Source organism: Pontivivens nitratireducens (assembly GCF_011290545.1).
Lineage (GTDB): Bacteria > Pseudomonadota > Alphaproteobacteria > Rhodobacterales > Rhodobacteraceae > Pontivivens > Pontivivens nitratireducens.
Genome location: NZ_CP049811.1, coordinates 1,264,269 through 1,279,398, shown reverse-complemented (window position 1 = coordinate 1,279,398; position 15,130 = coordinate 1,264,269). Strand labels below are relative to the sequence as shown.

The 15,130-nt window shown below is 63.2% G+C and carries 14 protein-coding genes and 1 other RNA gene; 6 read left to right on the top strand and 9 right to left on the bottom strand.

Annotated elements, in window-relative coordinates; genetic code table 11:
- Positions 1-6 precede the first annotated feature (6 nt).
- From G8E03_RS06270 to G8E03_RS06245, 6 genes are all read right to left on the bottom strand, one after another.
- The gene (locus tag G8E03_RS06270; RefSeq protein ID WP_166189851.1) at positions 7-690 is read right to left on the bottom strand and encodes an ABC transporter ATP-binding protein; all 684 of its coding nucleotides are present in this window, start codon (positions 688-690) and stop codon (positions 7-9) included.
- On the bottom strand, positions 683-1,969 hold the full coding sequence (locus G8E03_RS06265; protein ID WP_166189848.1) for a lipoprotein-releasing ABC transporter permease subunit: 1,287 nt from the start codon (positions 1,967-1,969) through the stop codon (positions 683-685). The genes G8E03_RS06270 and G8E03_RS06265 overlap by 8 nt, the downstream gene beginning before the upstream one ends.
- 126 nt (positions 1,970-2,095) lie before the next feature.
- The gene (locus tag G8E03_RS06260; protein ID WP_166189846.1) at positions 2,096-3,298 is read right to left on the bottom strand and encodes a PQQ-dependent sugar dehydrogenase; all 1,203 of its coding nucleotides are present in this window, start codon (positions 3,296-3,298) and stop codon (positions 2,096-2,098) included.
- A 70-nt stretch (positions 3,299-3,368) separates the two neighbouring features.
- Positions 3,369-4,706: a proline--tRNA ligase gene (proS, locus tag G8E03_RS06255; protein ID WP_166189844.1), complete on the bottom strand. Its 1,338-nt coding sequence runs from the start codon at positions 4,704-4,706 to the stop codon at positions 3,369-3,371.
- 308 nt (positions 4,707-5,014) lie between these two features.
- Complete coding sequence (locus G8E03_RS06250) at positions 5,015-6,505, bottom strand: Ppx/GppA family phosphatase (RefSeq protein ID WP_166189842.1); 1,491 nt, start codon at positions 6,503-6,505, stop codon at positions 5,015-5,017.
- Between the two features lie 79 nt (positions 6,506-6,584).
- Positions 6,585-8,774, bottom strand: coding sequence for an RNA degradosome polyphosphate kinase (locus G8E03_RS06245; RefSeq protein ID WP_166189839.1), 2,190 nt, complete (start codon positions 8,772-8,774; stop codon positions 6,585-6,587).
- A gap of 176 nt (positions 8,775-8,950) precedes the next feature.
- Here G8E03_RS06245 and G8E03_RS06240 point away from each other — a divergent pair, with 176 nt between their 5' ends.
- The 3 genes from G8E03_RS06240 to recR are packed head-to-tail and all read left to right on the top strand — an operon-like array spanning position 8,951 to position 11,072.
- Positions 8,951-9,295, top strand: a complete 345-nt coding sequence (locus tag G8E03_RS06240) for a YbaB/EbfC family nucleoid-associated protein (protein ID WP_166189837.1) — start codon at positions 8,951-8,953, stop codon at positions 9,293-9,295.
- A gap of 44 nt (positions 9,296-9,339) precedes the next feature.
- A complete protein-coding gene (locus tag G8E03_RS06235; protein WP_166189835.1) occupies positions 9,340-10,467 on the top strand; it encodes a beta-ketoacyl-ACP synthase III in 1,128 nt (375 codons plus the stop codon).
- 8 nt (positions 10,468-10,475) lie between these two features.
- Complete coding sequence (gene recR, locus G8E03_RS06230) at positions 10,476-11,072, top strand: recombination mediator RecR (RefSeq protein ID WP_166189833.1); 597 nt, start codon at positions 10,476-10,478, stop codon at positions 11,070-11,072.
- Here the strand turns inward: recR and G8E03_RS06225 are convergent.
- Positions 11,069-11,431: a DUF202 domain-containing protein gene (locus G8E03_RS06225; RefSeq protein ID WP_166189831.1), complete on the bottom strand. Its 363-nt coding sequence runs from the start codon at positions 11,429-11,431 to the stop codon at positions 11,069-11,071. The genes recR and G8E03_RS06225 overlap by 4 nt on opposite strands.
- Positions 11,432-11,554: 123 nt before the next feature.
- On the opposite strand from G8E03_RS06225, the gene G8E03_RS06220 reads away from it, so the two are divergent.
- The gene (locus tag G8E03_RS06220) at positions 11,555-11,959 is read left to right on the top strand and encodes a VOC family protein (RefSeq protein WP_166189828.1); all 405 of its coding nucleotides are present in this window, start codon (positions 11,555-11,557) and stop codon (positions 11,957-11,959) included.
- Between the two features lie 36 nt (positions 11,960-11,995).
- Here the strand turns inward: G8E03_RS06220 and ffs are convergent.
- An RNA gene (gene ffs, locus G8E03_RS06215) (signal recognition particle sRNA small type) lies at positions 11,996-12,094 on the bottom strand.
- 210 nt (positions 12,095-12,304) lie between these two features.
- Between ffs and G8E03_RS06210 the strand changes: the two genes are divergently transcribed.
- Together G8E03_RS06210 and G8E03_RS06205 are read left to right on the top strand one after the other, a co-directional pair.
- On the top strand, positions 12,305-13,264 hold the full coding sequence (locus G8E03_RS06210) for an HpcH/HpaI aldolase/citrate lyase family protein (protein ID WP_166189826.1): 960 nt from the start codon (positions 12,305-12,307) through the stop codon (positions 13,262-13,264).
- 116 nt (positions 13,265-13,380) lie between these two features.
- Positions 13,381-14,337 (top strand): acetyl-CoA carboxylase carboxyltransferase subunit alpha, encoded by a 957-nt coding sequence (locus G8E03_RS06205; protein ID WP_166189824.1) that lies wholly within the window; start codon positions 13,381-13,383, stop codon positions 14,335-14,337.
- A 93-nt stretch (positions 14,338-14,430) separates the two neighbouring features.
- Here the strand turns inward: G8E03_RS06205 and G8E03_RS06200 are convergent, their stop codons facing one another.
- The gene (locus G8E03_RS06200; protein ID WP_166189822.1) at positions 14,431-15,129 is read right to left on the bottom strand and encodes a lysophospholipid acyltransferase family protein; all 699 of its coding nucleotides are present in this window, start codon (positions 15,127-15,129) and stop codon (positions 14,431-14,433) included.
- Between the last annotated feature and the right edge of the window lies 1 nt (position 15,130).

The following is a 15,130-nucleotide window of genomic DNA, read 5'->3' as shown; positions in this document are numbered from 1 at the left end:
CTGGGGCTAGACCGGTTGAACCGCCCCCGATGTCAGGCGCAGCGTCCGATCCATCCGACCGGCCAGTTCCAGATTATGCGTCGCGATCACCGCCGACAGACCAGTGTCGCGCACCAGACCCATCAGGACTGCGAAGACCTGTTCGGACGTGTCCGGGTCCAGATTGCCCGTCGGTTCATCCGCCAGCAGGAGGCCGGGATTGTTGGCCAGCGCCCGACAGAAGGCCACACGCTGCTGTTCCCCGCCCGACATTTCCGAGGGGCGATGGCCCATCCGATCCGCCAGACCGACAGAACTGAGCAATTCGCGCGCCCGCGCCCGTGCGTCGGACGTGCCGACACCGGCGGCGCGTTGGGGCAGCTCGATATTCTCGCTCGCCGTGAATTCGGGCAGCAGGTGGTGGAACTGATAGACGAACCCGATGGTGGACCGGCGCAGCCGCGTACGGGCACGGTCGCCCAGCCGCGTGGCGTCCTGTCCCTCGATCTCTACCGTGCCGCTATCGGTGGAATCGAGCAGGCCCGCGATGTGCAGCAGCGTCGATTTTCCCGAACCGGATGGCGCAACCAGTCCGACGATCTCACCCCGTCCGACGCTCAGATCCAGATCGCGCAAGACGCGAATTTCACCGGGCTCCCCCTCGTTGTAGGTCTTGGAGATGCCTGTCAGCTTCAGAACCGGATCACTCATAGCGCAACGCCTCCACCGGGTTCATGCGCGCGGCACGGCGCGCCGGAAAATAGGTTACGACGAAGGACAGCCCCAGCGACAGCGCCGCCGCACGCAGCACGTCCACCAGCCGCAATTCGGCGGGCAGTTCGCTGATGAACCGGACCGAGGGGTCCCAGACCCCGCCGCCCAGCAACCAGTTCACGAACCCGAATATCGGGTCGATATAGATCGCGAACGCACAGCCCAGAATCACGCCCAGTGTCGTGCCGATCAGCCCGATCCCTGATCCGCAGATGAAGAACACCCGCAGGATCGACCCCTGCGACAGCCCCATCGTGCGCAGGATGCCCACGTCGCGGCCCTTGTTCTTGACCAGCATGATCAGGCCCGAAGTGATGTTCAGCGTCGCGATCAGCACCAGAATGGACAGGATGACAAACATGATGTTGTCCTCCATCTCCAACGCGCGCAGGAACCCGCCCGACGATTGCAGCCATGTCCACGAATAGGTGCCCGCCCCTGCGGCGGCCAGGATCGGCGTCACCAGATCGTCGATATCCTCGGGATCCTCGACCAGAACTTCCAGTTCATCCACGACGCCATCACGGTTGAAGAATCGCTGCGCCTCGGCCAGCGGCATGTAGACCCGGATGCGGTCGATGTCATAGCGCCCGACCTGAAAGATATGGACGACCTCGTAGGTCGATGTACGCGGCGTGGTCCCCATCAGCCCCTGCACCCCGTCGGGGGAAATGATCTGTACGCGGTCCCCGACCAGTACGCCCAATTGGTTGGCGACCCCGGTGCCGATGGCGATCCCGTTCGCCAGATCGTCGATGCTGCCATAGCTGACCTCCGGATCGGCCAGCAGCGGCAGGGTCTTGATGTCCGCGATGGTCTGGCCCAGCACCTGCACACCGGCATTGCGCCCGTTGGCCGAGGCCAGAACCTCACCCCGCACGGTGGGGGCCACACGGGTGACGCCCGGAACCTGCCGGACAGCATCCGCCCTGGCGTCATAGTCGTCCAGCGTGCGGATCACTTGCCCCGTCTCGGTCGCATAGGGCGTTTGCAGAACCTGGACATGCGCGTTGGCCCCCAGGATCGTCGCCACGAACTCACTGCGAAAGCCGGAGCGGACGGACAGCGTCGCGATCAGCGCGAACACGGCCAGCGCGATGCCGATCAGGCTGATCCAGGTCATGACGCTGACGCCACCCTCGCGCCTGCGCGCGCGCAGGTAACGCCACGCGATCAACCATTCGAAAGATGCAAAGGGGGTGGCACTGCCTGCCATGATGTCCTCCGGCCTTGATGCCCGCGCGGACAATGCGTTCGCCCCTGTCCGGGGTCAAGGGGCTGCGAGGCTGCTGGTTGACGGGGCCCGCGCAGCATCATCGCCGCGCGGGCCCCGCCTGATGGGTCAGTTTGCGGGGGTGACCCGCAGTACCGCGCCGTCATCCGCGTCGATCAGAACCAGCAAGGACCCGTCCGCGTCCACCGCGACGTCGCGCACCCGGCCCACATCGTTCAGCAGGCGTTCCTCACCCACCACAGTATTGCCGTCCATCTCCAGCCGCACCAGCGCACCGGGGTTGAGCGAGCCGATCAGCACATCGCCCTGCCAATCCGCGAAGACGTCACCCTGATAGAAAACCATGCCCCCCGGCGCGATCACCGGGTCCCAGTAATAGCGCGGCTCGGTAAAGCCTTCCGCCGCGTGGTCGGCACCGCCGGTGCCCACAGGGGTTTCGTCGTAATTCTCACCGTAACTGACGACGGGCCAGCCGTAGTTTTCACCCGGCGCAATCAGGTTCAACTCATCCCCCCCTGCCGGACCATGCTCGATCGCCCACAACTCCCCGGTATCGGGCCGGATTGCCGCCCCCTGAATGTTGCGATGACCGTAGCTGAAGATCTCGGGCAGCGCGTCGTCCTGACCGATGAACGGATTGCCCTCCACCGCGTCGCCGTCAGCGGTGACGCGCACGATCTTGCCATAGGTCTTGTTCAGGTCCTGAGCGAAGACACGCTCCTGCGGCACGAAATGTTCACCGGTGGTGACATAGATTTCATCCCCATTCGGCACGACCCGCGACCCGTAATGCATCGGGTTGGGTGAGGGCGGCGACTGCACGAAGATATCGACCACATCGTTGAGCGCGGTCAGATCGTCCGACAGGGTCGCGCGCGCGGCGGCGGTGGACGATCCGCCATCAGGATGCGGTTTTGAATAGGTGAAGTAGATGTGGCGCGTCTGTGCAAAATCCGGGGCCAGTTCGACATCCAGCAGGCCACCTTGCTGTTCGGCCAGCAAGTCCGGCAGCCCGCTGACAGGCTCCGCCACCAGATTGCCGTCCGCATCGATGACGCGCAGTTGCCCGCTGCGCTCCGTCACCAGATAGCCGCCACCGGGCAGCACCGCGATGCCCCAGGGGTGGCTCAAACCAGCCGCGACCTCGGTGGTTTGCAACTCGATACCGCTCAGACTTTCGGGGGCGCGGGTCTGCTCAGGAAAGGCGGGGGTGAATTCCGGAACATTCGGCGCGCTCTGCGCTACGGGATTGTTGGATTGGGCCAAGGCGGGGGCAGCCACGATCATTGCCGTGAACAATGCATATTTCATATCAAATCCTCCTCTGTATGAGGGGGAGGTAGTGCGGCCCGGCCGGCTTTCACCAACCGGGCCGGAAACGTCACAGCCCCGTGAAGATGTCCTTCAGCCGCTCCACCGCCGCCTGCGGGTCGAGCGTTTGCGCATCGCCCGTGCGGCGCGAGGTCAGTTCGACCACGCCGTCCTTCAACCCGCGCGGCCCGACGGTGATCCGCCACGGTGCGCCCATCAGATCGGCGGTCGCGAACTTGGTCCCGGCCCGTTCCTCACGGTCGTCGTACAACACTTCGATCCCGGCCTTGCCAAGGGTCGCGTACAATTCCTCGCACACCCGGTCGGTATCGGTGTTGCCTTGCTTGAGGTTCACGATCGACACGCCGTAGGGGGCGACGCTTTCGGGCCAGATGATGCCGTTCTCATCGTGATTGGCCTCGATCAACGCACCCACCAGACGTGAGACGCCGATGCCGTGGCTGCCCATGTGCACCGGCACCGGTTTGCCGTCCGGCCCCTGAACGGTGGCGCCCATCGGCTCGGAATACTTGGTGCCGAAATAGAAGATCTGCCCCACTTCGATGCCGCGCGCGGTCTTGCGACGATCCTCGGGCACCTCGGCGAAGGTGGCCTCGTCATGCGTCTCGTCCGTACGGGCATAGGGGGTGGTGAACTCCTGCATGATGGCGCGGCACTGGTCCACGTCGTCATAGTCCACGTCCCGCGCGCCCAGGCTCAGATCGGTGACGGCGCTGTCATAGAAGACCTCGCTTTCGCCAGTGTCGGCCAGAACCAGAAACTCATGCGTGTTCTCACCACCGATCGGGCCGGAATCCGCCCGCATCGGGATCGCCTTCAGGCCCATCCGCTCATAGGTCCGCAGATACGTGACCATGTGACGGTTATAAGCGTGCATCGCGTCTTCTTTGGTCAGGTCGAAGTTGTAGCCATCCTTCATCAGGAATTCCCGACCCCGCATGACGCCGAAGCGCGGGCGCACCTCATCGCGGAACTTCCACTGGATGTGATAGAGCGTCAGCGGCAACTGCTTGTAGGAGCCGACATCGCGACGGAAAATGTCGGTGATCAACTCCTCGTTCGTGGGGCCGTACAGCATGTCGCGGTCATGCCGGTCGGTGATGCGCAGCATTTCCTTGCCGTAATCCTCGTAGCGGCCCGATTCCTTCCACAGGTCCGCGGACTGGATCGTGGGCATCAGCATCGGCAGGTGGCCCGCGCGCTGCTGTTCCTCATGCACGATCTGCTCCAACCGTCGCAGCACCTTGAGGCCCAGCGGCAGCCAGGAATATATTCCGGCGCTGGCCTGCCGGATCATTCCGGCCCGCAGCATCAGGCGATGACTGGCGATCTGCGCCTCGGCCGGCGTTTCCTTGAGGACAGGCATGAAGTATCGCGACAGACGCATCCGTATTCTCCGACAATCGGTTTCGGACCCGGTCTAGTGCAGCCCGCACGATGGAGCAATGGGGCAGCAACGGGCCGCATGCGCGGCATCTGTCGCCGTCATTTCATCTGCCTGTTAATAGGGCATCCCTGCCCATCATCTCGCCAGTTTTTACACCGGAAAGAAAGTTTCGGGGTGACGTGAGGGAAAAGTCCGTTTATTGTTGGTTGATACACCGCATAGACGGCCCAAGTCTGGGGAGACTTTCTGAACGGATCGGCATTGCCGGTCCGTTTTGCTTTTTGGGACAAACTGCCGGTTTTGCACGGTTATTCGACCTGAATGCTGAAGTTTCGGCCCAGATTCGCCGCTAATTTGGCCAAACGCTTCTCCACCACCTCACCGCGCAGGGCGCCCATCGTGCCATCCAGAACCAGAACCAGCTTGCTGTCGGACAGAATCAGTCGTGACTGTTTCAGGGCATCGACCGACGCCCCGGTCAGCATCGCGCCCAATCGCAACGCCCTGCCGACCGTTTCCGCAAGCTGTTGCTGCTCCGGCTCCAGCAACGCAACCAGATCGTCATCCGGCCTGACCCTGCGCCCACTTTTATAGCGATTGGTCAGCATCAGACCCAGAAAGACCCGGCCCCGATGCGTGATGCCGCCCAGATTGGCCCGCGTCACGGATTCGAAACTGGCGGTGGGCCGGAAATCGGGATGGGTCCGCCAATTCACGTCGTGCAGCAGGCAGGCGGCATGGATCAGACGCAGCGTCCATTCCTCCTCCAGCGCGAAGATCGGCCTGACCCAGTCGAACAGCGCCTCACCGAATCCGGGGAACCGGGCGGCCGCGATCTCCGTGTGGCGACAGGCCTCGATCAGAGGGTCCAGTTGCCGGGCTTCGGGTGACATCTGTTCATAGAGCACCCCCTCGCGCAGGCCATAGGACGACACGGCGATACGCTCCGGCTGGAACACCGTGACCACCTGCCGCAAGACCTGCGAGGCGAGCGGAACCAGCGACAGCCGCGCCTCGGAGGTCGTGACCAGTTCGCTGAAGGCCGCCACATCCTGCCCCACCGCCCATTCGGCGGTCTCCAGCAAATCCTCGGGCGCGACCTCGTAGGCGTGCAACACATTCAGCGGATAGGCCCGGCGCGCCATGTGCAGGTTCGCGATCGCCCGCCACGAGCCGCCGACCAGAAACATCTCCTCCACCCGGCCCGGCAGTTTCTGCCGTAAATCGCGCAAGGTTTCCGCGATCACCTTCTCGCGCTTCTTTTCGGGAATGTCCGCCAAGGACAGCGGCGCCAGATTGGACGTGACGCAGGTGCCGATCCGACCGCCGTGAACGCGGGCCAGTTCCATGGACGCGCCGCCGATATCCACCGTCAGGCCCACCGCATCGGGCCAGCCGACCAGCACGCCCTGCGCGGAGAGCCGAGCCTCCTCGATCCCCTCGATCACGCGCAGTTCCAGTCCTGTTTCACGCGCGACCTGCTTGACGAAATCGGGGCCATCCTTCGCCTCACGCACGGCGGCGGTGGCGACGCAGGTCAGCGAGGACAGGTTCATCCGCTCCGCCAGCGCCACGAATCGTTTCAGCGTGGACAGGGCGGAGCGGCGACCCTCGGGGTTCAGCTTGCCCGTGGCCCCGACCCCCGCGCCCAGTCCACACAGCACCTTTTCGTTGAAGAAATACGCAGGTGACCGCGCCGCGCCGTCGAACACCACCAGCCGGACCGAGTTCGAGCCGACATCCACCACGCCCACGCGGGACAGGTCCAACCCCTCGAACTGCTTGATCCGCTTCGCCATCGCGCTTCCCCTCATCTTATTCGAGGACACGATAGCCTGCTGATCGCCCGTGACCACGGCAAAAGCCCTGAGGCCCGGCTCAGCGACCGCCGGACAGCCGCAATTTCGTCAGCAGCGGCGCATCGCCGGCCCCGGCCCGGCCCCGACCGCTCAACGAAGGATTGCGCATGAAGAATTCGTGGCAGTTGAACGGCTTGTCCCCGTCGATCGCACCGGGGCGCACATAGTCGCCATTGGCGTCCAGCACCCAAGTCTGCGCCTCATCCGCCAGATTGGCCGCCATCACCTGATGGATGATCTGGGCGTGCACGGTGGGATTCTTGATCTCCACCAGCGTTTCAACCCGCCGGTTGAGGTTGCGCCCCATCAGATCGGCGGAGGAGATATAGACCCGCGCCCCGTCCGAGGGCAGGCCGTGACCATTGCCAAAACACGCGATCCGGCTGTGTTCCAGAAACCGCCCGACGATGGATTTCACGCGGATATTCTCGGACAATCCGGTGATGCCGGGACGCACGCCGCAAATGCCGCGGATCACCATGTCGATCCGCACTCCGGCCTGACTGGCGCGGTACATGGCGTCGATGATGTCCGGCTCGATCACCGAATTGCACTTGAACCACGCTGCGGCGGGCCGTCCGGCGCGGGCGTGCTCGCTCTCCCACTCCAGGCTGTCGATGATGTGGCTTTTCAAGTTGTGGGGGGAGACGTACAGATTCTCCAGCATTTCGGGCATCGCATAGCCCGAGACATAGTTGAACACCCGCGTCGCATCCCGGCCCAGTGCCTTGTCGCAGGTCATGAGGCTCAGATCGGTGTAGAAATTCGCCGTGATCGGGTGGTAGTTGCCGGTGCCGAAATGCGAATATGTGACCAGATCCTCCCCCTCGCGCCGCACGACGGTGGACATCTTGGCATGGGTTTTCCAGTCGATGAAGCCATAGACGACCTGCGCACCGGCGCGTTCCAACTGACGGGACAGGCGGATGTTCGCGGCCTCGTCGAAACGGGCCTTCAATTCGACCAGCGCGGTGACGCTCTTGCCATCCTCCGCCGCCTCACACAGGGCCGTCACGATGGGGGAGTTCTTGGACGTGCGGTACAATGTCTGCTTGATGGCCAGCACGTCCGGGTCGTGCGCGGCCTGCTGAACGAACCGCACCACGGTGTCGAAACTCTCATACGGGTGGTGCAGCAGCATGTCCTTCTGCCGGATGGCGGCAAAGATATCGCCTTCGAAATCCTGAACCCGCTCGGGCGTGCGGGGCTTGTATTTTTTCCACAGCAGGTCGGGATAATCGTCGACCACCAGTTCGCTGAGGTCCGCGATCCCGATAACGCCGCCCAGCTCGATCACTTCGTCGGCATTGGCGTGCAGTTCCTCGATGATCATCGCGCGCAGGTCCGGGGGGGCGTTCATCGAGATTTTCAGCCGGATCACCTCCCCCCGTCGCCGCCGTTTCAGCGCGCTCTCAAACTCGCGCACCAGATCCTCGGCCTCCTCCTCGACCTCCAGATCGCTGTCGCGCAACACGCGGAAGGTACAAAGGCCCGCTGTCTCATAGCCCGGAAACAGTCGCGTCAGGAACAGTTCCAGCAGACCCTCCAACGGCAGAAACCGCAGAACACCGGGGCGTCCGCCTTCCAGCCGGATGAAGCGATTGACCTGATTGGGCACTGGCAACAGCGCCTCCAGCGGGGCGCCATCGGCCACGCGCCGCAGTTGCAGCGCCATGGCGAAACCGGCATTGGGGATGAACGGAAAGGGATGCGCCGGGTCGATGGCCAGCGGCGTCAGGACCGGGAACACCTGATCCATGAAGACCTGCTCCAACCGCTCCGCATCCACCTTGGTCAGATCGTCCACGCCGACGACATCGATATTGACGTCCTTCAGCAGACGCTTGAGCGTGGCCCAGCATTCCTGCTGGCGCAGCATCAGCGCGCGGGCATCCGCGTCGATCCGCTCCAACTGCTGCGCGGGGGTCAGCCCGTCTGCCGAGGGTTTGACCACCCCTGCCCGCACCAACCCGCGCAGACCCGCGACGCGGACGGTAAAGAACTCATCCAGGTTGGACCCCGAAATGGACAGGAAGCGCACCCGCTCCAACAACGGAACGGCAGGGTTCTCCGCCTCCTCCAGCACGCGCCAGTTGAATGACAGCCATGACAGCTCCCGGTTGAAGAACCGCTGAGGTCCGGTGACGTCGAAGTCGGAAAGCTCGACCGACGGGCCGGGCGCGGAATTGAGAAAATCTGGATCAATCATGCGGGTTTGTATCGTATGCAGGTGTGACAGGTAAATGACGCCGCGCACAGCTTGCTGCGCCGGTCACGGCGACGCAAGCCGTTAGCGCCCTTACGGAACTTCAACAGCCTCAACTTGTCGCGCCCCTGTCGGCACAGTACATATTCAGGCAACACTCCATTCACATGAGGAACAACATGCTAAAGGGACTGGGACAGCTGGGCGACATCGGCAAGCTGATGAAGCAGGCGCAGGAAATGCAGGGCAAGGTCGAGGAGGCGCAGGAGCGTCTGAACACCATCGAGGTCGAAGGACAGTCCGGCGGCGGTCTGGTCACGGCCCGTGCCACCGCCAAGGGGGAGCTGACCAGCCTGACCATCTCGGACGATCTGTTCAAGCCGGAGGAGCGTGAGGTGGTCGAGGATCTGATCCTCGCCGCGATCAAGGATGCACAATCGCGCGCATCCGATGCAGCACAGGCCGAAATGGCCAAGGTGACAGAGGGCATGGAACTGCCCCCCGGCATGAAGATGCCCTTCTGATCACTACCGCCGCTTTCGGCCCATAAAACATGAGGAAACGTTCCATGCACCAACCCGCCATTACGGGAACCGGCGTGTTCACTCCGTCGCAGATCATCACGAATGACGAGTTGGTGGTGGCATTCAACGCCTATGTGGACCTTTTCAATGCGGAACATGCCGATGCCATCGCGGCGGGGGACATACCGGCCAAGACCCATTCCAACGCCGATTTCATCTTTGCCGCATCGGGTATCGAACAGCGTTATGTGTTGGACAAGGAAGGCGTGCTGGACCCCACCCGCATGTTTCCCCGCTTTCGTGAACGCGCTGACGACGAACCCTCGCTGATGGCGGAAATCGCGGTCAAGGCAGCGACCACCGCCCTGGAACAGGCCGGGCGCACCGCTGACGACGTGGACGCCGTGATCTGCGCCGCGTCCAACATGGAGCGCGCCTATCCCGCGATGGCGGTCGAAATTCAGCAGCTTCTGGGGATCGAGGGGTTTGCCTTCGACATGAACGTCGCGTGCTCCTCCGCCACGTTCGGCATCCAGCAGGCGGCGGACATGATCCGCTCCGGCTCCGCCCGATCGGTGTTGATGGTCAACCCCGAGATCACCTCGGGCCATCTGGAATGGCGCGACCGCGACTGTCACTTCATCTTCGGCGATGTGTGCACCGCCGTGTTGGTCGAACGGGCCGAGGATGCCACCGGCATTCGCTTCGACATCGTCGACACCCGCCTGTTGACGCAGTTTTCCAGCAATATCCGCAACAATAACGGCTTCCTGCGCCGCACCCGCCCTTACGGGGTCGAGGATCGCCGCGACATGCAATTCATGCAGGAGGGGCGCAAGGTCTTCAAACAGGTGGTGCCCATCGTGGCGACATTGATGACCGCGCATCTGGCCGATAACGGCATCGCACCCGAGGATCTGAAGCGGATGTGGTTGCATCAGGCCAACAAGTCGATGAATGACCTGATCGGCAAGAAGGTCATGGGGCGTGAGCCGACCCGCGACGAACAGCCGAACATCCTTCAGGATTACGCCAACACCTCCTCCGCCGGATCAATCATCGCGTTCTCGAAACACTCCGACGATTTCGAACCGGGGGATCTGGGCGTGATCTGCTCGTTCGGGGCGGGCTATTCCGTCGGCTCCGTCATCGTGCGCCGCGCCGGAGCATAGGAGCGGGGATGAGCAGTGGTCCCCTTGATGAGCTGATCGGCCTGCTGGCCCGGCTGCCCGGCCTCGGCCCCCGCTCCGCCCGGCGGGCGGCGCTGGCGCTGGTGCAAAAACGGCGCGTGCTGCTCGAACCGCTGGCCGAGGCGATGACCGAGGTTGCCCGCACCGCCCGCGAATGTCTGATCTGCGGCAATATCGGCACGTCGGAGCAATGCGATATCTGTAGCGATCCGAAACGCGACGGCTCAACCATCTGCGTGGTCGAGAGCGTCGCGGACCTGTGGGCGATGGAACGCGCGCAGGTGTTTCGCGGGCGCTATCACGTCATGGGCGGCACGCTCAGCGCGCTGGACGGGATCGGGCCAGAGGATCTCAACCTGCCCCGCCTGGCCGACCGCATCGCGCAGGACGGTGTGACGGAGGTCATTCTGGCGCTGGGCGCGACCGTAGATGGCCAGACCACCGCGCACTACATCGCGGACATGCTGGCGGATCGCGGTATCCCCGTCACGTCGCTGGCACAGGGTGTGCCCGTGGGCGGGGAACTGGATTATCTGGACGACGGCACGATTACCGCTGCCCTCAGCGCCCGGCGGCAGATGCGTTAGAGCCACCACAGGATTGCACCGGTTGCCAGTGCGCCGGTGCTGAATATGGCGGTAAGCAACGTGATACCCTTGGTGTTTTGCGGCTCCGCCCGATGGGAATCGAGCCGGGTCTGGACCTTGCACGCGGCACGCCGCGCCATCTGAAAGATGATGAGCGCGATCAGAATAAAGATCATCGCGACCGATTTCGCCACCCAGGTCGGCTCCGCCTCCTTGAACACCGCCGACAGACCGATCGCGATGCCCAGCGACGCCATGCCGGTCCGCATCCAGCCCGCGAACGTGCGCTCGTTCGCCATGACCGTGCGGTCCTCGGCCCAATCGGTTCTGTCCTCGGCCAGTTTGTCTGTATCCGTCATGCGGATCAAATTGGACCGGGACGCGGGTTTGGCAAAACTTTTGTGAACGGGCGCGCCCCGGTCTATTCATACTCCGGTCTAATCATCGCGTGCCACGCGATACTCAACCACGGGATCCCTCACATGATCAGTTATGTCTGCGTCGGAGCCGATGACATTCCACGGGCGAAGCGGTTCTATGCCGCCATCCTGCCCGCGCTGGGCTACAGGGTGAAGGAAGGGCCGGAGGGGTTGAGCTATGCGCTGGCCCAACCATCCGACCAGCTGGCCCTCCTGCCGGAATTCTACGTCAAACCGCCCTTCGACGGCAGCCCGGCATCCGCAGGCAACGGCACGATGGTTGCGTTTCAGGCGCGCGACCGGCAACAGGTCCGCACGCTGCACAGCGCCGCGTTGCAGGCCGGTGGTTCGGATGAGGGGCAACCGGGATTGCGCGATGCCTACGGGGCGAATTTCTACGTCTGCTACCTGCGTGATCCGCAGGGCAACAAGATCGCGCTGTTCGCCAACGATCCGAACGACGCATGATTTTCGAAGGGGGAATACCTATCCACGCGGGAAGGTGGGTGAGAGGCTGGACGACGACCCAAGCGAGTCTCGTTGTGGCTGCTGCCTTCCGGCTCTGACCAGGTTGGCGAGGTGCCTGCCCGCGCCAACCTCTCGACTCACCAGATAGGGCAAAGTTGCGCGGGTCGCAAGACGTTGACCATTGACCTTTCGACGGCGCTGCTGACATCGTCGTCACAGCGTTGCCTAAGGCTGCGGGCCAGGGCGTCAGCCTTCGCAGCCGCAGCATCCCCCTTGACGATTTGATCGCACGGAAATATCCCTCCAGGTAAGCGCTACGCAACATTATGTCCCAAAGGAGAACCCGTGTCCTTCAAGGTCCAGCCACAAGCCCCCGCCGTTCCCAACCGATGCCAACTGTTCGGCCCCGGTTCGCGTCCTGCTATCTTCGAAAAGATGGCCAGCTCCGCCGCCGATGTCATCAACCTCGACCTAGAGGATTCCGTCAGCCCGTCGGACAAGGACAACGCGCGCAAGAACGTTATCGAGGCGATCAACGACATCGACTGGGGCACCAAGACGCTGAGCGTGCGGATCAACGGTCTGGACACGCCTTACTGGTATCGTGATGTGGTCGATGTGCTTGAAAAGGCCGGCGACCGCATTGACCGATTCATGATTCCCAAGGTCGGAAATGCCGGTGATATCTACGCCGTGGACGCGCTGGCCAGTGCCGTGGAAATGGCCAAGGGCCGCAGCAAGAAGGTCGGCTTCGAGGTCATCATCGAAACCGCAGCCGGTCTGGCCCATGTCGAGGAGATCGCCGCCGCCTCCCCCCGGATGCAGGCGATGAGCTTGGGTGCCGCAGATTATGCCGCCAGCATGGGAATGCAGACCACCGGCATCGGCGGAACGCAGGAAAACTACTACATGCTGACCCCCGATGGGCAAAAGCACTGGGGCGATCCCTGGGTCATGCCCATCACCGCCATCGTCGCCGCCTGCCGCACGCACGGCCTGCTGCCCGTCGATGGTCCGTTCGGTGATTTCTCGGACGATCAGGGCTTCATGGCGCAGGCACGCCGCTCCGCCACGCTGGGCATGGTCGGAAAATGGGCGATCCACCCCAAGCAGGTCGCGCTGGCGAATGAGGTGTTTACCCCGTCTGAGGCGCAGATCACCGAAGCCCGCGAAATCCTCGCCGCGATGGAGGAGGCGGAAAAAACCGGTCAGGGTGCCGCCGTCTACAAGGGGCGTCTGGTCGATCTCGCCTCGATCCGTCAGGCCGAAGTGATCGTCAAGCAATCCGAGATGATCGCCGGGTAAAATCGGGGTGGCCCGGGCGACCGGGCCCCCCGCATCTACATTGCATCTACACGGGGGGAATTGCATTTCGGTCCCCCAGCCGCCTATATCCCCCATAGTAACGCACGAGGGGCCATATGCAGAACTATCTCGACTTCGAAAAGGGTTTGGCTGAAATCGAAGGCAAGGCGGAGGAGCTGCGCGCCCTCGGCAGGCAGGACCCGACTATGAAGGTCGATGAGGAAGCGGCCGGCCTGGACAAGAAGGCCAAGACGATGCTCGCCGACCTCTACGGCGACCTGTCCCCCTGGCGCAAGGCGCAGGTGGCGCGCCATCCCAACCGTCCGCACTGCAAGGATTATATCGACGCACTGTTCACGGAATACACGCCCTTGGCGGGCGACCGTAACTTCGCAGACGATCCCGCCGTCATGGGCGGTCTGGCCCGCCTCGACGATCGCCCGGTCGTGGTGATCGGTCAGGAAAAGGGCAATGACACGGCCAGCCGCATTGCCCGCAACTTCGGCATGATGCGGCCCGAGGGCTATCGCAAGGTCGTGCGCCTGATGGATCTGGCCGACCGGTTCGGCCTGCCCGTCATCACCCTCGTCGATACACCCGGCGCCTATCCCGGCAAGGGCGCGGAGGAACGCGGCCAGTCCGAGGCCATCGCCCGCTCCACAGAGAAATGTCTGTCGCTGCGTGTTCCGCTGATCTCCGTCATCATCGGTGAGGGCATGTCGGGCGGTGCCATCGCACTGACCACCGGCAACCGTGTCGCGATGCTGGAACACGCGATCTACACCGTCATTTCGCCCGAGGGCTGCGCCTCGATCCTATGGAAAAACGCCGAGAAAATGCGCGAGGCCGCCGAGGCCCTGCGGCTGACCGCGCAGAACCTGCTGAAATTGCGCGTCATAGATCGCGTGATCGCGGAGCCGGTCGGCGGCGCGCAGCGCGATCCCGATGCGGCGATTGCATCCGTTGGTCAGGCGTTGAGCGCAATGCTGGCGGATTTCGACGGCAAGAGTGGCGACCAGATCCGCGATGACCGTCGCAAGAAGTTCCTCGACATGGGCATGGTCGCGCTATAGCGCAGATGCTACGCCCAAAGCCTGAAAAGCCCATTTATGGACGTTCGCCCCCTATCGCCGGGGGGCGATCTCAACTTGTAGCCAGAGGCGATTTCAAAGGTCGAGCAATCGGTCCGAAGCCGGCTCTATTTCCGCTTCGAGCTGGGTGATAAACGCCGCCGGGTCTAGCCCTACGGGAATTTCCGGCAGGAACTCGACCACCGCGACGCCGGGTTTGCGCAGCAGGGAATTGCGGCCCCAGAACACGCCTGCATTGGTCGCCGCTGGTACGCAGGGCAGCGCGAAGCTCTGATAGAGCGCCGCCGCGCCCCGCTTGTACCGCGCCACCACACCGGGCGCGACCCGCGTTCCCTGCGGATAGATCACGATCTGTCCGGGATCGGCGCGTTCCTCCGCGACATTTTCCAACATCGCGCCCATCGCGCCTCTGGACTGCCGGTCCACTGGCGCGCAACCGATCTGCATGGCGTAAAAACCGACGATCGGGGTCCACTTCACGGATTTTTTCATCACGAATTTCGGGCGGGGCAAGGTGCCCATCAGGATGATGATGTCCAGAAAGCTCTGGTGTTTTGCCGCCACGATGCATTCGCCCTGGGGGACATGCCCCCGAATCTCGACCTTCAGTCCGACGATGGTTCGCATCAGCCAGAACACCACGTGGCAGTAACGGCTCATGAACCAATAGGCCCAATCCTTGGACAGCATGGCAGGTATCGCGCCCGCCACTCCCATGACCAGCAGGGCGAAGTACATCGCGGCGGTAAAGATCAGGGATCGGATCAGAAGCATG